Annotated in this window: 17 protein-coding genes; 12 read left to right on the plus strand and 5 right to left on the minus strand. The window is 38.5% G+C overall.

Features of this window, described 5'->3' with window-relative positions:
* Window positions 1-12: 12 nt before the first annotated feature.
* Window positions 13-2,694, minus strand: coding sequence for a glycoside hydrolase family 2 protein (locus G7092_RS05000; RefSeq protein ID WP_166086816.1), 2,682 nt, complete (start codon window positions 2,692-2,694; stop codon window positions 13-15).
* 93 nt (window positions 2,695-2,787) lie between these two features.
* Window positions 2,788-4,218 carry an alpha-L-fucosidase gene (locus tag G7092_RS05005; RefSeq protein ID WP_166086819.1) on the minus strand — a complete coding sequence of 477 codons (1,431 nt, stop codon included), beginning with the start codon at window positions 4,216-4,218 and terminating at the stop codon, window positions 2,788-2,790.
* A gap of 181 nt (window positions 4,219-4,399) precedes the next feature.
* Here G7092_RS05005 and G7092_RS05010 point away from each other — a divergent pair, with 181 nt between their 5' ends.
* The 4 genes from G7092_RS05010 to G7092_RS05025 all read left to right on the plus strand — a co-directional run bounded on the left by G7092_RS05010 (window position 4,400) and on the right by G7092_RS05025 (window position 11,908).
* A complete protein-coding gene (locus G7092_RS05010) occupies window positions 4,400-5,047 on the plus strand; it encodes an RNA polymerase sigma-70 factor (protein WP_166086822.1) in 648 nt (215 codons plus the stop codon).
* A gap of 51 nt (window positions 5,048-5,098) precedes the next feature.
* Window positions 5,099-6,184: a FecR family protein gene (locus G7092_RS05015; RefSeq protein ID WP_166086824.1), complete on the plus strand. Its 1,086-nt coding sequence runs from the start codon at window positions 5,099-5,101 to the stop codon at window positions 6,182-6,184.
* A gap of 215 nt (window positions 6,185-6,399) precedes the next feature.
* Window positions 6,400-9,717, plus strand: a complete 3,318-nt coding sequence (locus G7092_RS05020) for a SusC/RagA family TonB-linked outer membrane protein (protein WP_202985220.1) — start codon at window positions 6,400-6,402, stop codon at window positions 9,715-9,717.
* Window positions 9,718-9,727: 10 nt separating this feature from the next.
* Window positions 9,728-11,908, plus strand: coding sequence for a glycoside hydrolase family 3 N-terminal domain-containing protein (locus tag G7092_RS05025; protein ID WP_235953779.1), 2,181 nt, complete (start codon window positions 9,728-9,730; stop codon window positions 11,906-11,908).
* 63 nt (window positions 11,909-11,971) lie between these two features.
* Here G7092_RS05025 and G7092_RS05030 read toward each other — a convergent pair whose 3' ends face one another.
* On the minus strand, window positions 11,972-12,649 hold the full coding sequence (locus tag G7092_RS05030; protein ID WP_166086826.1) for an MgtC/SapB family protein: 678 nt from the start codon (window positions 12,647-12,649) through the stop codon (window positions 11,972-11,974).
* Between the two features lie 311 nt (window positions 12,650-12,960).
* Between G7092_RS05030 and G7092_RS05035 the strand changes: the two genes are divergently transcribed.
* Window positions 12,961-13,290 carry a hypothetical protein gene (locus G7092_RS05035; protein WP_166086828.1) on the plus strand — a complete coding sequence of 110 codons (330 nt, stop codon included), beginning with the start codon at window positions 12,961-12,963 and terminating at the stop codon, window positions 13,288-13,290.
* Between the two features lie 12 nt (window positions 13,291-13,302).
* Here the strand turns inward: G7092_RS05035 and G7092_RS05040 are convergent, their stop codons facing one another.
* Window positions 13,303-14,082, minus strand: coding sequence for a uracil-DNA glycosylase family protein (locus G7092_RS05040; protein ID WP_235953780.1), 780 nt, complete (start codon window positions 14,080-14,082; stop codon window positions 13,303-13,305).
* Between the two features lie 14 nt (window positions 14,083-14,096).
* A complete protein-coding gene (locus G7092_RS05045; protein WP_166086830.1) occupies window positions 14,097-15,728 on the minus strand; it encodes a carboxylesterase/lipase family protein in 1,632 nt (543 codons plus the stop codon).
* A 131-nt stretch (window positions 15,729-15,859) separates the two neighbouring features.
* Between G7092_RS05045 and G7092_RS05050 the strand changes: the two genes are divergently transcribed.
* The 7 genes from G7092_RS05050 to G7092_RS05085 all read left to right on the plus strand — a co-directional run bounded on the left by G7092_RS05050 (window position 15,860) and on the right by G7092_RS05085 (window position 20,936).
* Window positions 15,860-16,591, plus strand: a complete 732-nt coding sequence (locus G7092_RS05050) for an NUDIX hydrolase (RefSeq protein ID WP_166086832.1) — start codon at window positions 15,860-15,862, stop codon at window positions 16,589-16,591.
* A gap of 119 nt (window positions 16,592-16,710) precedes the next feature.
* Entirely contained in the window at window positions 16,711-17,553 is an 843-nt protein-coding gene (locus tag G7092_RS30610) for a VOC family protein (protein WP_235953781.1), read from the plus strand.
* A 97-nt stretch (window positions 17,554-17,650) separates the two neighbouring features.
* Window positions 17,651-17,872 carry a hypothetical protein gene (locus G7092_RS05065; protein ID WP_166086834.1) on the plus strand — a complete coding sequence of 74 codons (222 nt, stop codon included), beginning with the start codon at window positions 17,651-17,653 and terminating at the stop codon, window positions 17,870-17,872.
* Window positions 17,873-17,933: 61 nt separating this feature from the next.
* A complete protein-coding gene (locus G7092_RS05070) occupies window positions 17,934-18,326 on the plus strand; it encodes a VOC family protein (protein WP_166086836.1) in 393 nt (130 codons plus the stop codon).
* Between the two features lie 468 nt (window positions 18,327-18,794).
* The gene (locus G7092_RS05075) at window positions 18,795-19,181 is read left to right on the plus strand and encodes a response regulator (protein ID WP_166086838.1); all 387 of its coding nucleotides are present in this window, start codon (window positions 18,795-18,797) and stop codon (window positions 19,179-19,181) included.
* A complete protein-coding gene (locus G7092_RS05080; protein WP_166086841.1) occupies window positions 19,162-20,250 on the plus strand; it encodes a sugar transferase in 1,089 nt (362 codons plus the stop codon). The genes G7092_RS05075 and G7092_RS05080 overlap by 20 nt, the downstream gene beginning before the upstream one ends.
* Before the next feature lie 5 nt (window positions 20,251-20,255).
* Window positions 20,256-20,936, plus strand: coding sequence for a TolC family protein (locus G7092_RS05085; RefSeq protein ID WP_166086843.1), 681 nt, complete (start codon window positions 20,256-20,258; stop codon window positions 20,934-20,936).
* Window positions 20,937-20,938 lie beyond the last annotated feature (2 nt).

Consider the following 20,938-nt stretch of genomic DNA (forward strand, 5'->3'; position numbering starts at 1 on the left):
TTTTTCTTTTTGTTATTTGCTGATAGATACTGTCCGTTCAACTACATTCCAGCCGCCTATAGTTACAGTGAGGCTCTTTTTGGCTGAGTTTTTATAATCAATAATCACTTTCTTTTCCTCGCCTGGTAAAACAGTAATATAATTATCACTGTAAAAGGCAGGTAATATCCTTTGTTTAGTATCCGAATCAGTTAATGACAGCCGATTAAAAAATGCCAAAGGGCCATTACTTGTATTACCTAAAGTTACTTCTACTTTGTCCGTGCTTAGGTATTTAGCCGAGGCATTTAAGTTTCCTTTAGGTATGTTTTGTAAGCCGGAATAGTTTCCGTTAGCATCCGGTATCCAATAAATATTTTCGCTGAGGGTCTTTTTATCTTTGTCCAATAACTGCAGGCAAAGGAAAGCTCCTTTGTCTTTGGCCAATTTATCCATTTCTCCTTTTAGTGATAAATAACGCTTAACCGTAGTTGGCGTTACGTCAGAAAATACCTGGGTAAGCATTTTTTCTTTACCATCCATATCATAAGCTTTGGCTACCAGCATCATATTGGTGTGGCTCTTAAATGTGTTATTGGCTACCATCACCATACCATCTGTAGGATCATACATAATGTGCAATGGCTCGCTGCCATTGTGTAAGCCATACAGGCAAGCATTTGGATCCAGGTAATAATCATACATTTGCCCACGCATCGCTGTCCATGGGTTTTGGGTTTTCCATATAATAGTGCCCGTATACCACTCCCACATATGTGAGCTAAAACCTTCCATCAAACCACGGTACTGATCATAATTAACCAATTGTGCTTTAGTTGCAAAATCTTCTACATCTTTTGCTTTGCCATATTTATCAATAAAACCGTCGTAACCAATATATTTATGATAATCCCAAACAGAGTCGGTTTTAGTTTTACCGGTAGACTCATCATACTCTGGTACTACCATATTTTTAGCCGGGATAAATCTTTTGAGCGATTCATAATCGCTTACACCCACAGAACCAACTTCAGAGTTAAATGGATAGGTTTTATGCGCCCAAAAAGTGGATAAAGGCTGAATGCCATAAGGCCCATCACCATTACCACCCAGCGTATTACGCGACATTTCTTCTGAATTGGAATAAGGGATAAACCAACGTGTGTTATCCAATTTAGGCATGATACTATCGCGCAATGATATCAGCATATCTTCTGGCGGAGTGATCTCATTGCCTCCGCACCAAATAGCCAGCGAAGGATAATTGCGCACCAGCTTTACCTGATCTTCAATTGATTTAAGGTATAAGCCGTGATCATCAGGGTATTTTCTGCGCGTCCATTGATCATCCAGCTTCATAGGATCCGTCCAGCGGCCATTACAATCTCCCGATCCCCACATATCCTGAAAAACCAGCATGCCATAACGGTCACAGGCTTCATAAAATTCGGGGCGTTCAATCAATGCACCACCCCAAACCCTGATCAAGTTCAGGTTCATATCGCGGTGAAAGCGAACTTCGGCATCATATCGGGCGTCCGAAAAACGCAACATCTCATCCGACACTATCCAGTTACCACCTTTGATAAATATTTTTTGACCATTGATATTGATCTGTCTGCTCTCTGTACGGGTATTCCACTCGGTTGTTATCTGCCTTACTCCTACTTTTATTTCATCTTTATCAGATATTTTATTGTCAGCGGTTATAAACTGCAGGTTCATGGGATAAAGATGCTGTGTACCATACCCATTGGGCCACCACAGTTTTGGATTTTTCAAAGAGTAATCATTGAGTTGTACTGTTTGAATCGAATTCGCTTTGAGCGTAACTTTTTTTGACACAGTGTTACCATCTAAAGTATATTTTAATTCACCACTAACAGGTACATTGCTGGCGTTTTGCAAATCTGCCGACACCTGGATAATAGCGGGTTGTTGTGGCCCTTCCGGTTGCCTTACTCCGGGAACCAGGGTTATAATGTGTGGATCTTTAATTCTTATCGGCCCGGTTTTTTCTATAGTTACTTTATCCCAGATGCCGGTATTGCGGTCTTTAATAGGTTGAATCCAATCCCAACCTGCGGTATATTGAATACCCACATTACGGGCAATGGTACCATCACCACCCTGGCCTCCGTTAGGGTTACCCACTACATCAGGAGGATAAACAATAACAGCTATCCGGTTATTGCCATCTTTAGCCATCCACTTAGTAATGTTGTATGACTGACGTAAAAACATGCCCTTATTAGGCTTATCATTTAATTGATGACCATTTAAAAACACATCGAAGCTGTAATTTACACCTCTGAAGTTCAGATAAATCTGATTGTTACCAATAGATTGCGCTTCTTTAAAGTCTTTTACAAACCAATAAGTATAGTAATCGCGACCTGTTTTGTAAATGTCAGGGATCTGCTCATTGTTCATACCGTAAAATGGATCGGGCATTTTATGAGCGGCTACCAGACTTGTTAATACTGTGCCCGGTACAACGGCAGACATCCACGAGCTGGTATTATAGGTTGTATGCGAGATATCTGTCCCCGCTTCTTTTTCATCACTTATCGGGGCACATTTCCACCCTTCATTTAGTTCATAGTTATTTTGCGCATTTGCTGTAATGCTTTGAAAAGTAACACAGAGTATAAACAAGGTTACTATAGAGAATTTAAAAGATAAAGATCTGGTTGCCGGATAAACTTTTTTCATTATTGGGTGGGGTGATCGTTTCAAAATTAAGCACTGCAATGCATGCAGAGTTATACTTGTTTGGTAATTTAATGTGTTTTTTTATCTCAGTATTTAATATTCTAACTTAAAACAAGCTGCTTCACTTAAGCTACTGTTTTGTTGCAAGCCTGCAGGGATACTGATTATTAGTTCATCATTTTGTTGTTTCCATTTCAGGTTTTGCTTGCTTCCCAACAAAATTATTTTCCGAGGCTTACCGGCTTTGATCGAAACAGTTGCAGGCAGTGTCACCTTCTCCTGATCTGATAACATAAAAGCATATATGGCTTTATCGTTTTTTGCCTTGGTATAAAAAATATTACCTGTTGAATATGGAGCAACCGATTTGGAATTATAAATACCTTCCCCATTTATTTTCATCCAGGTGCTTATACCTTTTAATCGTTCGTAAGCTACAGGATCCCAATCACCATCCGGGCCAGGGCCAATATTCATCAACAGGTTACCACCGCGTGATACTATTTTAACCAGCAACTGTACAATTTGCTGCACCGATTTATAATGGTCGCCGGGGACATAGCTCCAGGAATTACCCATGGTAATGCAACTTTCCCAGGGATGATCAAGGGGCACTTCAGGTACTTCTTGCTCGGGGGTTGTATAATTTTCATATTCGCCGGATACTGTACGGTCGACAACAATAAGACCAGGTTGTTTTTGTCTGCCCATCGCTGCAATTTTGGGCATATCAATATCTTGATCATATTGAATCCCCCTTTGCCATTCCACGGTGGTGTCGATACTCTTTTTTGGACGAACCCATCCGCCATCGAGCCACAAAATATCTACTTTTCCATATCCTGTCATCAATTCGCTGATCTGGTTATAAGTAAAATCTTTAAACTTCTGCCAGCGCTCGGGATATTTTTTGGGATCATAATTCACGTTTCGGTCTTTCGGTGGAAAATAAGGCCACCAATAATTCTCCGTGTGCCAATCGGGTTTTGAAAAATAAGCACCTATCATGAAATTTTCTTTACGAAATGCGTTGAATACTTCTTTAGTAACGTTGCTTCTCGGATTAGTCGAAAACGGTGTTTTTGAACTGGTAATCTTATAATCAGTTTCCTTAGTATCAAACATGCAAAAACCATCATGGTGCTTCGTGGTAAATATCACATATTTCATACCCGCATCTTTTGCTGCCTGCACCCATTTTTCGGGATTAAACTTTACCGGGTTAAATGTGGTTTGCAAGTTTTCATAAGCTGCTTTATAGCCATTATAGGTAGCACCATATGGGCCGCGACGCTGGGTCCACCCCTCGTCTTCAGGGCAAATGCTCCAGCTTTCAACTACACCCCACTGGCTATAAGTTCCCCAATGCATAAAAAGTCCGAATTTTAGATCCTGCCATTCCGTTAACTTTTGTTCAACCAAAGGATCTCCTGGTGCAACGTACTGTTTGGAAACATTATGTTTTTGCGCCATTAAAAAGGCGCTAAAAAAGCTTAAAACAAGAAATGTAAAGATTTTTTTCATGCTAAATCAGGGTTTAATATAACTGACAACAATAATAGGTGTATTGCTTACACTTTTTAAATTTTTTTAATAAATATTGAAACTTTGCCAATAAAATTTCTTTTTTAGTAATTAATGTTTTATTATTGTTAGACCGATATTAAGATTTAAATTTAAGTGATTAATTAAAAATTCCCGGGTTTTGAAAGACAGAAAGGTTGATACACTGAACTTGTGGAAACTCATTTGCAATAATGATGATGAAAAAGCTTTTGAGCTTTTATTTCATTTGTTAAACAATTCACTTACTAAATTTTGTATTCTATACGTTAATCAGCGCGAAATAGCAGAAGAGATTGTCTCTGATGTATTTGTTAAATGCTGGTTAAACCGGAAAACCTTAACTGAAATATTAAACCCTGAAACCTACCTGTTTGTAGCTGTAAAAAACCAATCCTTAAATCACATCAAAAAATACTCCAGTATCCACCTGGTACAGATAGAAGAAACCAATTCTGTTGAATTTGTAAATACTTACAATCCGCAAAGAGAAATCGAGAATAAAGAATTGATCTTCAGAATGGATAAAGCCATTACTGCCCTTCCTCAGCAATGTCGTATCGTGTTCAGGCTCATCAAAGAGGATGGAATGAAATACAAAGAAGTTGCCGAGATTTTAAATATATCACCACGTACCGTACAAACACAGCTTTTTAGAGCTGTTAAAAAATTAAGTATAGTTCTAAGCAATTATGATAAACTTAATAATCCTAAAGTACATACAAGCAATATATTCAAGGCATTAAGTGTGATTATTGGTATTTGGCAACTATTTTTTATAAACTTGTAGGTAATTTATTAAAAATAGTTGTCCACCTATAAAAAGCACGAAATATCAAAAATGGGCAATGATAGATTTATAGAGCTGGTTAGTAAAAAATTAACCAATGAAATCAGCTCTGAAGAAAGCGAAGAGCTTCAACATTGCTTAAATTCCGACGAAATAAATCGCCGTGATTTCGAGTTCCTTAATATTTACTGGAATAGTAACGATACCGAATTTGCGGATAATGCCCTGGCGTTTCAAAAAATAAAAACAAAAATCAAAAGCCAGGAAGTAGCTTCGCCCGTTTTTCCTGCTTCTAAAACGTCTTACCTGTATATTTGGCGTGTGGCCGCAGCTATCATTTTGCTTGCCGGTGGCTCATGGTTTTTTTATTCCCGATTTGTTAGTAAAAGGATTAACCAACTTACTACTACCCCCAATACATGGCAAAATAAAAATACAGTCAAACGTGAAAAATCAACCATTGTACTTACCGATGGAACACGAATTACTTTAAACTCACAAAGTACACTTAAATATCCTGCGGTATTCACGGGTAAAACCCGCGAAGTTTATTTAAGTGGCGAAGCTTTTTTTGATGTACATAAAGATCACGAACATCCCTTTATTATTCATACTGAAAAAATGAATATTAAGGTCTTGGGTACTGCTTTCAATGTAAAATCTTACCCAAATGACCCCCAAAGTGAGACTACGCTCATCAGAGGTACTATAGAGGTTACACTTGATGACAGGCCTTCTGATCGTATCATATTAAAGCCAAGCGAAAAACTCATCGTAAAAAATGGGTTGTTTACAAGCAGGCAACGAAATACAACTAAACTTAAACACGCAGAGACTAGTTCAGGCATGCAATACGTACTTACTACCTTTACTCGCCTGCAACAAGATGATAGTACCATAGTTGAAACCTCCTGGACACAAAATAAGTTCATCTTCCGGGATGAAAGTTTCCCTATTCTGGCCGATCGGATGGAAAGATGGTACGGAGTAGACATCAAATTTAAAAATGATGCCCTAAAGCAATACCGTTTTAGCGGGGTTTTTGAAAAGGAAACAATAAACCAGGCTCTTAATGCGCTACGCATGACAGAAAGCTTTAATTATAAGATTAAAAACTCAACCATTTACATCTATTAGATTGCCTATGAAACTAAAATTTACTTAATATTTAAAGAGCCAAGTCTGATGTAACAAATTTCCGGGGAACTGATAATTGTTACATTTTTTTTATATAATTACCCCCATCTGTACCGCGTTTGGCAGCCCCATCTATTCCTTATTAAAATTTATGTAAATTTAAAACACAACGGCAGTGTAAAGGCAAATATTGACTATAATGTCCTTATTGATAAATGAAATTAACTTGTACTTTAATTATATTTTTTAATTTTCTGATCTTAAATTCTCATGCCCAAACACGCGTAAGCATCAATCTGCAATCGGCCGATTTTCGTAAGCTACTATCAATAATTGAGCATCAAAGCAGTTATCATTTTGTTTATAGTGAGCGCAAAGTACCGGTGATGAAAAAAGTAACCATTGATGTAAAGGATGAAGAAGTTATAAAAGTATTAGATAAAATTTTACTCAATTCCGGCTTTGCGTACACCGAACTGGCTAATCACCTGGTTGTTATAGCACCAACTACTGAGATTATTAATATAACCAAGATAAGTGGTCATGTAACCGGTGAAAAAGGTGAACCATTAGCCGGCGCTACAGTCATGGTAAAGGGTTCAACAGCGGGCACCCCAACTGGAACAGATGGCTTTTTCTCATTTGAAGCGCCGGAGCATTCTATCCTAAGAGTAAGCTATGTGGGTTATCAGACAAAAGAAGCAAAAGTATCAGGAACTACTCCCTGCGTTATACAATTATCTGTTAGCAATGTACTTAACGAAGTGGTTGTAACCGCACTCGGTATAAAAAAGGACGAGAAGAAGGTTGGATATTCTGTGAGTACTATTAGTGGTGATTTGCTTGATAAAGCAAAAGAAACCAATATTGCCTATTCACTCGAAGGCCGGGTTGCCGGTTTAAGCATTAGCGGTGTAAACGGTGGACCTGGTTCATCAGCGCGTATATTATTAAGGGGGGTAACCAGTTTCGGCGCTGCATCACCGCTGTTCATCATCAATGGTATACCTATTGATAATACACAAAGAGGTACAGCTAATGAATGGGGAGGCGCTGATTTTGGTGATGGCATAAGCAATATCAACCCAGACGATGTGGAGAGCTTGACCGTTTTAAAGGGGCAATCCGCTTCTGCGCTATATGGAGCCAGAGCCGCCAACGGTGTTATTTTGATCACAACAAAAAGCAATAAAAAAAGTGCTGGCTTTGGGGTTGAAATAAACAGTAATTATCAATTAGATAAAGCAGTTAATACCTTTGATTATCAAACTGTTTATGGACAAGGGGAGAACGGTGTTCGACCACAAAATATATATGGTGCCATATCAACAGGCAATTTAGGTTGGGGCGAAAAGCTTGACGGTAAACCAACCATTCAATTTGATGGCAAATATTATCCATACTCTGCTGTAAATGATAATATCACTAAGTTTTATCGAACTGGTTCATCCGCCACAAATACCGTAGCTTTTAGTGGTGGAGGTGACAACGGAGGATTCAGACTTTCGCTCTCCAATCTTAGTAATAACTCTATTGTGCGTAGTAGTGGTTTATCGCGAAAAACAGTTAATCTTACTGCCAATCAAAACGTATCTGCTAAACTCAGCTTAAATGTAGTGGCCAATTATATTCAGGAATCATCAAACCTTAAACCAAATTTAAGTGATGGACCGATGAATGCCAATAATATACAATACCTTGCTGCTAATGAAAATCAGGCTGCTCTGGCTCCGGGCACCAACGCAGATGGCTCAGAACTACGTTGGAATAACGACTCATACGTAACCAATCCTTACTTCGCCGTAAATAAATTTATCAACAACATCAGCCGTCAGCGACTTATTGCTGCTATTGTTACCAGGTATAATTTTAATAACTGGCTGTATGCACAGGCAAGACTGGGCAATGATGTTTTGCATGATAAAAGACTGACTATTATACCTACCGGCACTGCTTATACACCGGGAGGTACGGGTTTGATTCAGGAACAGTCAGAAACACAGAGATCTGAACTAAACACGGATGTGTTAATAGGCGCAAAACACGATATAATAAAGAATCTACTTAATTTTGATATATCAGGAGGAGCGAGTATACGTAAAAACAGTTATGAATATACTGATCTTTTCGGTGGGCCTTTCATCATTCCTTATTTTTACAGTTATGAGAATCTAAGTGTAAAAAACAGCACTTACAGTTATAAAAGCAGCGAAACACATTCAGCTTATTATACTGCCGATTTTTCGATCAAAAAATATCTGACAATTAATAATACGGGGAGGTTTGATGCTTACTCCACCCTACCCACAGGGCATCAGGGCATATTTACGCCATCTGTATCAGCCAGTCTTATATTTTCTGAGCTTGCACATATACCAGCACTCGATTTTGGGAAGTTTCGTGTTTCTTACGCGCAAACCAGTGGAGAACCTTCAGATACTTACATCACCTCTCAATATTATACCATTAACAACCCTGTTAACGGCGTTCCTACGGCTGGTTTTTCTAATACTCTGCCTAATTTATTTTTAAAGCCTTATACTTTAACCGAGACCGAAGTTGGTATTGATCTCAAATTTCTCAATGGCCGCTTAGGTTTCGATGCCGCTTTTTTTCATCGAAGAACAAGGAATGAAATCATTAAAGGTGATCTGGATATATCATCGGGATTTACGACACGATTTATTGGTACAGGATCAACTCAAAATAATGGTATCGAGATTGAATTAAATGGAACCCCTTTTAAAACAGCCAATTTTGTATGGAACCCTTCTTTTAATTTTACTTATGTACAGAATAAAATACTCCAAACAGATGGAACCCCTCAATCGGCAAATATCAGCTTCGGAACTTACAGGCCATTAAATGCTACTACTGCATTAGTTAAAGGTTTACCAGGTCCACAGATCCTGGCAAATGATTACCTGCGAAATGCTAATGGACAGATCATATTCGATGCCAATGGTTTACCTTTAGCAGGGCCACGGGTACCAATGGGTAGTGCAGTACCCAAAATTTATGGTGGCTTTAACAATAGTTTTACTTATAAAAATCTAAATCTTTCCTTTTTGATCGATTACCGATACGGGAACAAAATTTTATCAGCCACCAATTATAACAGTATTTTCAGAGGATTTAATAAACTAACTCTTGTTGGCCGTGAAGGCGGGGTTGTTGGTGATGGCGTAACATTAACAGGAACTAAAAACACCATATCTGTACCGGCAGAAAATTATTATCAGGTATTAGCCCAAAGAATATCGGCGCTTAATGTTCTGGATGGTAGTTTTATTAAACTAAGGCAGGTTACTCTCGGATATACTTTTTCAAAAGGTCTATTAAGAAATTCTCCAATTGAAGGTATAACCGTATCTTTAGTGGGTCGTAACCTGTGGACAATTATGAAACATTCAGACAATATCGACCCTGAATCTGGCTTCTCGCCCGATATCAAATATGCAGGTATTGAAGGTGCAAGCTTACCTCCTACTCATACATATGGAATTAACCTTAATATTAAACTTAAAAAGTAATTACAAAAAGATGGCTCCAACCATAAAGAATCTCCTCAAATCGTTAGCCACCATGATGGCGATATTGTTCATTAGTACTGTTACACAAGCACAACAAAAACTTTTTTATAAAGACCATTCGCAATCGATTGAAATAAGAGTAAAGGATCTTTTATCAAGACTTACTCTGGAAGAGAAAATATCCCTTTTAGGTTACCGCAGCCAGGCTGTACCCCGCTTAGGTATACCGGCATATAACTGGTGGAACGAAGCCTTGCATGGTGTAGCCCGCGCCGGAGAAGCTACTATATTTCCCCAGGCCATAGGTATGTCTGCAACATTCAATGACGATCTTTTGAAGGAAGTTTCAACAGTTATATCAACAGAAGCTCGTGCCAAATATAACCTGGCTATAGCACAAGACAGGCATTTGCAATACATGGGACTAACCTTCTGGACGCCCAATATTAATATTTTCCGCGATCCGCGCTGGGGCCGTGGGCAGGAAACTTATGGCGAAGATCCATTTTTAACCGGACGTATGGGCTCAGCATTTGTTAAAGGGCTCCAGGGTGATGATCCACGTTACTTAAAAGCTTCTGCAACCGCCAAACATTTCGCTGTTCATAGCGGTCCGGAAGCGGAACGTGATCACTTTGATGCCAAAGTGGATGAAAAAGACCTGCGCGAAACCTACTTATATGCTTTTCACGAATTGGTGGATGCCGGCGTCGAATCAGTGATGAGCGCCTATAATCGGGTAAACGGTGTGCCTAATTCCATTAACAAAGTATTACTTACCGATATTTTACGCAAAGAATGGGGATTTAAGGGACATGTTGTTACCGATTGCGGGGCACTTGATGATGTTTACCTAACCCATAAAACTTTACCAACAGCCGTTGAGGTTGCCGCAGCAGCCTTAAAAGCCGGCGTAAATTTAGACTGTTCATCCATTTTACAAAATGATGGAATGAAAGCCATCCAACAAAAATTATTGACAGAAAAAGATGTGGACCTGGCATTAAGCGCCATTTTACGCACCGAGTTTAAACTTGGTTTTTATGACGATCAAGCCCTCAACCCTTATCATGGTTATGGAGCAGACAGCATTCATAATACGCAACATATAGCCCTTGCCCGTAAAGTAGCCCAACAAAGCATGGTGTTACTTAAAAACGATAAAAATATTTTACCATTAAATAAGGCTAGTGTATCCAGCATTATGGTTGTAGGCCCTAATGCAGCATCTCTTGATGCTATGGTAGCTAACTATCATGGCACAAGTAGTAAAGTCATAAACTTTGTTGAAGGTATCACCGCTGCGGTTAGTAAATCGACAAGGGTTGAATACGATCTGGGCTGTGATTATAAGGATACCACTCATTTTGGAGGCACCTGGGCCGCAGGAAATGCCGATGTTACCATAGCGGTAATCGGATTATCACCTGTATTGGAAGGTGAAGCCGGCGACGCGTTTTTATCAAACAGCGGCGGTGATAAAAAGGATCTTAATTTACCAGCCAGCGAAATCGCATTTATAAAAGCGTTAAGAAAAGGTGTTAAAACTAAACCAATCATCGCTGTGATTACAGCTGGTAGTGATGTAGATGTTTCGGCTATTGAACCATATGTCGATGCGGTTATATTTGCCTGGTATCCCGGTGAACAAGGTGGTAATGCTTTAGCCGATATTGTATTTGGCGATGTTTCTCCTTCGGGACATTTACCGCTCACATTTTATAAAGACATAAGCAACGTACCAGATTATCAGGATTACAATATGAAAGGCCGTACCTATAGATATTACAACGGCCCGGTTCAATATCCATTTGGATTTGGTTTAAGCTATACTTCGTTTGCTTACATTCTTGACAGTAAGCCCAAAACTCAATATAAAAAGACAGACACTGTATCCGTAACAGTTAAAGTACAAAATACAGGTAAAATAAATGGGGATGAAGTTGTTCAGGCTTACATTGAATATCCAAAACTTGACAGGATGCCCATTAAAGAGCTAAAAAGCTTTAAGCGTATTAGTCTGGCGAAAGGCAGTGAGGGATCGCTTACATTAAAAATACCTGTTCAGGACCTGCAAAAATGGGATATGGCTACCCATCAATGGAAAATATACTCCGGTAAGTATAAATTAGTACTTGGCAGTAATTCTGCTGATGAAAAAGCAAGCGTTGATTTTACTATAACTAAATAAGATATAATGAGGCTTAATATCCTAAGTTATTCAAGATATTAAGCCTCATTTTTTCGCTTCGTTTCAGCTTAAAAAGTCAACTCCATTTACTCCTTTTATCTTCTTCAGTTCAGCAATCACCGTCAGCACAGTTTCCTGCTGATTGAATTGTTTTTGTATCGTGATCTTGATCTCATCATTTCCATCACCAGAAAGCAAACTGATTTCCCTGAATGGAATATTATTTGTTTTCAAAACCGCTTCTATCGCTTCAAAATCTACCTGTTTCTGCTCTAAGGTCATTCTAATATTACGATACCTGTTTTTCTTGAAAAATCTATTTTCAAAAGGCTTAAATACAGCGAGAATAATCAATGCAATAAACGTGGTACTCACCGCTTCTATATATAAACCACCGCCGACTGCCAAGCCAATAGCGGCTACCGTCCAAAGACCTGCTGCAGTGGTTAAGCCTTTTACAATCTCGTTACGCAGAAAAAATATAGTTCCGGCCCCAAGAAAGCCGATACCACTCACTACCTGAGCAGCTACACGTGAAGGATCAAGCGCGATGCCGGGTTTACCCACTACATCATTAAAGCCATAGGTAGAAACCAGCATAACAAGCGCCGAACCAAGGCCTACCATCATATGGGTTCGTAAACCTGCCGTCCATTGCCTGCGTTCCCGCTCCCATCCAATTATACTACCCAATAACGCGGCTACTAACAGCCGTAAGAGCATATCATATGTATTGATCATATTATTCAAATATACATGAACATTAAAATGTTTGACACAAAAGATAAAGTTGGATGAGTTTTAGAAATGGTAGGTTATCATTACCCAGAATCTCCGAACAAAGCGCTATTTTGTTGTAAAAGTGGGTTTACATGGTTTACACTTTTTGCGGACATTTTTTATTTATATAATTGAATACCAATAAATTAAATAAAAAAATCATCATATTTTGAGTTTACAGTGGTAACCATGCTGCAAGGCTTTTTATATCTTATTAATTTTCCCAAAACAATTCCATACACCTTTTGTCTATCAATTAAAATTCATTCAATATGATTACCAGCGGCGTTACAATAGGGATAAAGAAACAAGACGGTACCCCAATTAATATTGCCATTGACCCAGTAAATCCCAATAAGATGGGATCGGAAACTGCAAATACGGGCACCTATAAATTATATAAGGATACTGATAGCGCTAAAACCTTTGATAAAGGCTATCTCGGTGCCATATCTCTAGATAGCGAAGATAATAGCTATCATTATTCAGGAGGTACTGAGCTTACTGATTTTGAACTGAACCAGCTAGCCGATTTTATACGCAACTACAGCGCTACAGGAAAAGAATTGGATGACCATAACCGGGACATCACTACCAAGTGAAGTGTTGCTTATTTACAAAAGAACTTTGTTAAACTCCCTGATATATTTATCAATATAATCTTGTTTTGATTTTGCCTTATACTGCATAATATACCGGGGATGTTCCAGCGCGATGACTTGTTTAAAAAAGCGTTTCTCATCGTTTAGCTTTCGTAAAAAAGCTTCATTTTTACCCGTTCCAAAGCAAAAACAAACATCTGTTTCAAATCCTATGTCTATTTGTTTCTGTATGTTTTCTACAATAAATGGATATACCGCTTTTTGTAATCCGGGTGTATCGTAATAGTTATAATTCGTTTCCTTTCCGTTGCTGCCTGTAATAGTAAAACCCAGCGGGCAAACTGAATGGATATAAAACTGACTGTAAAACTCCGGTATGCCGCCAAATGCATTGATCATATCATAAACATACTCTGAGGATGGCTCATGTGTTATTTGACCTTCAAAAGGTATCTGACATTGAGCAATCATTCTTTTGGGATCGGTAAACGATACTCCCGTCATACCAGAGCCAAACCTACCCGGATTAATCCCTAATATTAAATGCCTGGGATGCTCATCATTATAATACTTTCGGTAAAACCGGGTAGAAACCTGCAGGGCAGGCCCGTTTTCTTTAAACGGGTTCATAATGCTGATACCGGGCGGTAATATTCCGGCAAAGTCAAGCTGTTGGTTAAAGGCTATTATTCTATCGGCAAAGGTACTCATATTGAGTGCTAACTTATTCAAAAAGAACCGATACAAAAAATAAAATCCCGGCTCCAATTGGTAACCGGGATCTATCAGCATCAGTTAATCAATAATTATTTCATATACTCTTTGTCCAGGAACAGGTAACGTGAACGATTCACCTCTGTTTTGAGTTGACTTACAACATCGATAGTCATAAATTTCACATGATCATTATCTTTAATGGCTTCCCATTTCGGCTGACTATTACCATTCGGGTTACCCGTTTTTATAAAATTGGCAAAATAGTTTTCCATGGTGGTGGATACTTTATAGTCCTCAGGTGTCCATGCATAAACTTTATTACTGGCTAGGTTGCCCATTGCATATTCAATTTCTGAAGCATGAGGAGCTCCTACAGTCAAAGGTTTAGGGGCTGCCGCTTTGGAGGCATCACCTTTTACCACACCACCGGCCAAACCAGGTGTTGCATTACCCATTTGAGCTGTCATAGCAGGTCGTACACGGGCAAATTCATAACGATATACTGGCTTACCTCCTGTTTTTACTTGTAAATCAGCCCATTTCCAGGTGCTGTAAACTATAAAGCGATCGCTGGATAACGCCGTTGCCGACCGGATCACTTCATCGTTTGAAGATGCCGGATATAATTTTAATACCTCTTCGGCACGGTCGCCATAAAGTTGTTTTATTACTTTGGTATAATTTTCAAGAGTTGGTGAATCGCCTCTTAACAAAAATTGATACGGAACCTCTGCAGAGTTCCATCCTACCAGCAAAGGTACATGAGCCTGTTCGCCAGCCTCAAAAATTTCGGGTAATGACTTGGGCAACAAGTAGCCGTCAATAGTAGCTGATGTTACCGATGCTCCGGCTGAAAAAACAGAATCAAGTAATTGTTTAGCTGGTAAAGCCCTTAATTCAGCCAATGAATTCACTTTCATGCGGGAGGCAAAAGTTGTACCTTTTTGTTCACCCTCGGCCAATGGCACGGGATAAAGCGTAGGTTTAATGCCTGCCCCGCTTTCGCCAATAGCGCCCGCTATCAGGCCTTTGGATAAAGGAGAAGCCATTTGTACCGATACCGAAATAGAGCCCGCTGATTCACCGGCAATGGTAACCCGTTTAGGATCGCCGCCAAATGCCGCGATATTTTTTTGCACCCACAATAAAGCTGCATGCTGATCAAGATACCCGTAATTACCCGACGAATGGTTAGGTGATTCTTTGGTAAGTTCCGGGTGGGCAAAAAAACCAAATATGCCTAACCTGTAATTTACAGTAAGTGCTACAATACCTTTCTTAGCCATGCTTTCCCCGTCATAACGTGGCTCAGATCCATCACCAGCAGCCAATCCACCCCCATAAAAATAAACCAACACCGGAAGTTTTTCTTTGCCGGTTTTAGCCGGTGTCCAAACATTCAGGTACAAACAATCTTCACTCATACCAGCTGACCGGAAGCCCATATCACCAAATATTGGTTTCTGCATAGGATTGTTTCCAAAATGATCGGCCTTTAATACGCCTTGCCAGTTTTGAGCCGGTTGGGGTTCTTTCCATCGCAGATCACCTACCGGCGGCTGGGCGTAGGGAATTCCCTTAAATATCAAAATTGGTGAACCTGCTTCTCTTGTACCCTCCACTACCCCATTCTGTGTGGTTACCTGATTGCCTGTTTGTGCTAACACTTTTACGCTAACAATCTGTGTAAGCAGCCATACTGCTATTAGTGTTTTTTTCATATTGGTTATAATTGCTAATTGGCTTAAAATGAATGGATTTATATTATTGTATCATTTTGTTACAATAATAAATTAAATTTAATTAAACATCAATTTTTTTGTTAATTGCCACCTGAATTTTATAATATTAAATGGACAACGAGTTTATAAAGCAGGAAACTAATGTTACCGGCGAAGGCTTCTTACCGGGTTTAGCTATTGATACGGTTATTTTTGGCTTCCATGACGATAAACTTAAAGTCCTGATCCTTAGCTACAAGGACACTAGCTTATATGCGCTTCCGGGTGGCTTTGTACACACTGATGAAGATGTTAATGAAGCTGCCCGCCGTGTTTTGTTTAGTCGTACAGGGTTAACCAATATATTTCTTGACCAGTTTTATGTATTTGGTGACAAAAGCCGGTATGATAGTACACCGCTTAAAACTATCATGAAAGCTCGTGGCCTCACACCTCCCGAAGATCATTGGTTGTTAAAACGCTTTGTATCTGTTGGCTACTATGCCCTTGTCGATTTTACAAAAGTTATTCCAACCCCGGATAGTATATCCGATAGTTGCGATTGGTTTAGTTTAGATAAGCTGCCTGCCTTAATGCAGGATCATCAGCAAATCATTAATAAGGCTCTACAGACCCTGCAAGCTAATCTTGATCATAAACTTATCGGCTTTAATCTGCTGTCGGATAACTTTACCATGGGCGATTTGCAACGTCTTTATGAAACTATTTTAGATAAAAAACTAATCCGTGCCGCCTTTCATCGTAAAATGCTTGGTTTAGGTATACTGGAACGGATAGCCAAAAAATGGACAGGTGGAGCGCACAAAGCGCCTTATCTATATCGGTTTATTGCCCGGGATTAGCATTATGTCATAATCAACCCCTTAATTGTCGTATTCGCCCCTTTCGCATCCTGTTTGATGAAGGTAAATTTGATCTGTAAACAACTTACAGATCAATACATACTTAAATTAAGCACAAGATGATAACAATTAACCCTTATTTGAATTTTGCCGGTAATACCGAAGAGGCGTTTAACTTTTACAAATCTGTTTTTGGAGGCGAGTTTGCAGTTGTAATGCGCTACAAAGACACTTTTGAAGCAAAAAATACAGCCGATGCGGACAAAGATAAGCTCATGCACATAGCCCTGCCCATAGGTAATGGAAATATGCTGATGGGTACTGATGTTTTAGACCAAATGGCCGAAGATTTAGTTCAAAGCAACAGTTTTTACATCTGCATGAATGGCGAAACGCCAGAACAAACAGAAAAGCTATTTAATGCGCTTGCTGCTGGTGGCAAAATTGTATATCCTTTTGATAAAGCGCCGTGGGGTGGTTATTTCGGTCAGTTGGTAGACCAGTTTGGCATTCAATGGATGGCAGATTCCATGTCAACCATTAACCCTTACCTGAATTTTGCTGGTAATACTGAAGAAGCTTTCAATTTCTATATATCTGTTTTTGGTGGTGATTTTTTCATGTTAATCCGGTTCAAGGATAGCCCCGAGGCCGATCACACTTCTAAACAGGACCTGGATAAACTAATGCATATATCATTACCAATCGGCGGAAATGTGTTGATGGCAACAGACGCCATAGGTAAAATGGGAGAAGGTTTAGAGCGCGGCAATAATTGTCACCTTACTATTAATGGAGGCGGCGTAGAAGAAACAAGAGCATTATTTAATGCACTGGCAGCCGGTGGAGGAACAGTTGTATATCCATTTGAGATAGCACCCTGGGATGGCAGTTATTTTGGTATGTTAACCGATCAGTTCGGTGTTCAATGGATGGCTGACGCCGCCAACAAACAAGGGTAATAAATTATAAACAACCTTTAATCAGGCCCATGTTATATAATTATGTTCCCAGGTAAAGTTCTATTTAAAGAGGCCATCGTACTTAAGTAATACAACTATGCATGTTGAAGTTTTTAAAACCAATGTAAATACCCGTCGATACGCTAATAAGCTGATTAATCAGATACATCAAACTTTTACACATTATAATGCCAACTTTGACCTGGACGATTGTGATAAGATATTGCGTATTGAGTGTACAAAAGGTGTTATTGGATCTAAAAAACTGATCATTTTTTTAAATGATTGTGGATGTCGTGCTGAGGTGTTACCTGATTAATATTTTAGCCAGGCAAACAAAAAACAATTAGTTTAATTATTAATTAACAAAACAGAAGATCATGTTAGAATATAATAGCGCATTTAGTGGTTTTTCAGTGAATGATTTACCCAAGGCAAAAGAATTTTATGGCAACATATTAGGTCTGAACATTTATGAGGACAAGGAAATGCCTAACTTGTTAAATCTGCAATTAAGTGAGGGGAATATTATTCTGATCTACCCCAAGCCAAATCATCAGCCCGCTACCTTCACCATACTTAATTTCACCGTAAATAACGTTGACAAAACAGTTGATGAACTAACAAACAGAGGTGTAAAGTTTATAGTTTATAACGATGAAAATTTTAAAACCAACGAAAAGGGCATCTTAAAAGGCGATCATCGTGGGCCGACTATAGCCTGGTTTAATGACCCCGCTGGCAATATTTTGTCGATTATTGAGAAGCCTTGAGTATATACTTCATTTTTCTTTTTAATACAAAAGCGTAATTATTGCTTATATACCATATCAACTCATAGTAAATTTATTCCCTAACAGGGAATAAATTCCTCACTTTATCCACTTCGGGGTAAAATGAATATACTATTCCCAAACTGCATTTATACGTATAGGGCTCTTTATGGGCTCAATATAGGTATGTTGACAAATAAAACCGCTTCCTGAAACTGTGGCAGGCATTATTTCCGTACTTTCGGTATAGTAATTGAACATGTATCCAAAATTGAATATCAGTGCTTAGCTTTTATATTTCATCAATAATAACAAACCCTGGATACTGTTTTAACGTAAACCCAATTGTTTCTATTGATCGTCAAAATAATCTTTTTAAAAGAAAATTAATAAAAGTCAACAGTGCGCCCGTTCATAATTAAAACATGTTTACAACTTAATTAATTCAGGTTTTATAAATCTTCAGAAATGAAAAAAACCCTACTTATTGTTGATGACGATTTAAGTATTTTAAAGTTACTCAACTTTATCCTTTCAAAGGATTATGATATAGTTGTTAAAAATAACGGAATTGACGCCTTTGGCTGGCTCGAGGATGGCAACATGCCCGAGTTAATTATTTCCGATCTTCAAATGCCTTACTTTGATGGTCAGTCATTTGTGAAAAATGTCAAAATCAGCGGATTTTATCGTGATTTGCCTGTAATATTACTTTCAGCTGCACATGATCTTGATGAACAGGTAAGTAAAATGCCTTTTAAGGTTGAGGCTTGTATCCACAAACCATTTAAACCTAATGAGTTAAAAACAGCCATTAACCAACTTTTACAAGTTTATGAATCACCAAACATCTGATTGGAACGAAAACTCAGGCGCCCATGTCAAAATTGCTTACGCAGGTCTAGCATTGAAGGAGTTGGTTTTTGCAGGTCTTCATGAGAATTTTAAAGTGGTATATAATGATTCCATTGCCGAGCTTGAAGAATATCTGGGCAATCAATCAATTTTAACCGTTCCTGATATTATTTTAATGGAAGTTGACGCCGACGGAGAATGCTTTAAAATGGTTCAGGAAATCAAAAAGAGCTTTTTACTTCATGGATCGATCATCGTTCTTTTATCATCAATTGATGACAAAAGCCTTAAACAAAAAGCGATGCAGCTAAAGGTACATGATTTTTATAGTGTACCCTTTCTGGTTGATAACCTGCGTGAACGTCTTAACTTCCTGGTTACATTTAAATTGATCAAGCCAAGATTGCTTGAACTTTCTAAAGAAGTAGATACCACTTATAAAATGCCTTTTGGCAAACGCTTAATTGATCTGGTTATATCTTGCAGTATGCTGTTTGTACTGTCTCCGGTATTCCTGATCATTGCTATATTGATTAAGTTAGATTCAAAGGGTCCTGTTTTTTATAAAAGCAAACGTGTTGGTACAGGTTATAAAGTGTTCGATTTTTATAAATTCAGGTCGATGCGCACGGATGCCGATCAGTTGCTGGCCAAATTATCAACAGAAAGCAATCAGTATGCATCTGAAACAGGAACTAATAAAGCGGCATTTGTAAAGATTAAAAATGATCCGCGCATTACTAAGCTTGGACAGTTTTTACGTAACTCGAGTCTTGATGAATTGCCTCAATTATTTAACATCCTGGTAGGCGATATGTCTGTAGTAGGTAACCGTCCATTGCCGGTTTATGAAGCAGAAATGTTAACTTCCAACGAATGGTCAATGCGTTTCTTAGGCCCCGCTGGTTTAACCGGACTTTGGCAGATCAGTAAACGGGGAAAAGAAGACATGTCTGAGCGTGAACGGAAAAAATTAGATAATTTTTATGCCCAAAAATATTCTATTTGGTTAGATTTAAGAATTATTATGGGAACTATACCTGCACTGTTTCAAAAAGAAAAAGTATAAAACTAATGAACCAAAATATTATTAAGCTTTCTTTTCTATTAATTTTTATTGTTTTTACGAATAATATATACGCTCAGGAATCTTTTATTAAAGATATCTCCTACCCTTATCTTGAAAAATTGATAGCTACTGCAAAGAAAAACTATCCGGAAGTTAAATTAAGGCAAAGCCAGGTAAATGCTGCTAAAAGCAATTACAATGCAACCAAATTCGCCTGGCTCGATGGTTTAACCGCCTCTTATATTTATAGTCCGCAAAATTCCATCAATCTTTCTACCCCCACTATTTTTAAAGGGTATCAATTATCTGTGTCCCTTAACATTGGTCAGCTACTAAAAAATCCGGCCACAACTAATGCAGCCAGAGAGACGTATAAAGTAGCAGAGTATCAGCAAAGCGAATATTTATTAAGCCTTGAGGCGCAGGTAAAACGCTTTTATTTCGCCTATCTGGAAGCTCAGGCCGAACTTAGGTTACGTTCAAATGCGGTACTTGATGCCGAAGGTGCAGTTAAACAATTAAAGTATGCTTTTCAGAAAGGTGAAACCACTTTTCAAATTTATAACGAGCAACTAAATAGCCTTTACAATCAAAACTCATTTAAAGTACAAGCTGAATTGGCGACATTTACAGCAAAAACCAATCTGGAAGAATTATTGGGTACTAAATTAGAAGAGATTAAATAATA

Source organism: Mucilaginibacter inviolabilis (assembly GCF_011089895.1).
GTDB classification, from domain to species: domain Bacteria; phylum Bacteroidota; class Bacteroidia; order Sphingobacteriales; family Sphingobacteriaceae; genus Mucilaginibacter; species Mucilaginibacter inviolabilis.

Bases quoted from the DNA above. Each gene is read 5' to 3' on its own strand.
- G7092_RS05000 (WP_166086816.1), bottom strand. From the start codon at position 2,694: ATGAAAAAAGTTTATCCGGCAACCAGATCTTTATCTTTTAAATTCTCT.
- G7092_RS05005 (WP_166086819.1), bottom strand. From the start codon at position 4,218: ATGAAAAAAATCTTTACATTTCTTGTTTTAAGCTTTTTTAGCGCCTTT.
- G7092_RS05015 (WP_166086824.1), top strand. From the start codon at position 5,099: ATGGGCAATGATAGATTTATAGAGCTGGTTAGTAAAAAATTAACCAAT.
- G7092_RS05020 (WP_202985220.1), top strand. From the start codon at position 6,400: ATGAAATTAACTTGTACTTTAATTATATTTTTTAATTTTCTGATCTTA.
- G7092_RS05025 (WP_235953779.1), top strand. From the start codon at position 9,728: ATGGCTCCAACCATAAAGAATCTCCTCAAATCGTTAGCCACCATGATG.
- G7092_RS05030 (WP_166086826.1), bottom strand. From the start codon at position 12,649: ATGATCAATACATATGATATGCTCTTACGGCTGTTAGTAGCCGCGTTA.
- G7092_RS05035 (WP_166086828.1), top strand. From the start codon at position 12,961: ATGATTACCAGCGGCGTTACAATAGGGATAAAGAAACAAGACGGTACC.
- G7092_RS05040 (WP_235953780.1), bottom strand. From the start codon at position 14,082: ATGCTGATAGATCCCGGTTACCAATTGGAGCCGGGATTTTATTTTTTG.
- G7092_RS05045 (WP_166086830.1), bottom strand. From the start codon at position 15,728: ATGAAAAAAACACTAATAGCAGTATGGCTGCTTACACAGATTGTTAGC.
- G7092_RS05050 (WP_166086832.1), top strand. From the start codon at position 15,860: ATGGACAACGAGTTTATAAAGCAGGAAACTAATGTTACCGGCGAAGGC.
- G7092_RS30610 (WP_235953781.1), top strand. From the start codon at position 16,711: ATGATAACAATTAACCCTTATTTGAATTTTGCCGGTAATACCGAAGAG.
- G7092_RS05065 (WP_166086834.1), top strand. From the start codon at position 17,651: ATGCATGTTGAAGTTTTTAAAACCAATGTAAATACCCGTCGATACGCT.
- G7092_RS05070 (WP_166086836.1), top strand. From the start codon at position 17,934: ATGTTAGAATATAATAGCGCATTTAGTGGTTTTTCAGTGAATGATTTA.
- G7092_RS05075 (WP_166086838.1), top strand. From the start codon at position 18,795: ATGAAAAAAACCCTACTTATTGTTGATGACGATTTAAGTATTTTAAAG.
- G7092_RS05080 (WP_166086841.1), top strand. From the start codon at position 19,162: ATGAATCACCAAACATCTGATTGGAACGAAAACTCAGGCGCCCATGTC.
- G7092_RS05085 (WP_166086843.1), top strand. From the start codon at position 20,256: ATGAACCAAAATATTATTAAGCTTTCTTTTCTATTAATTTTTATTGTT.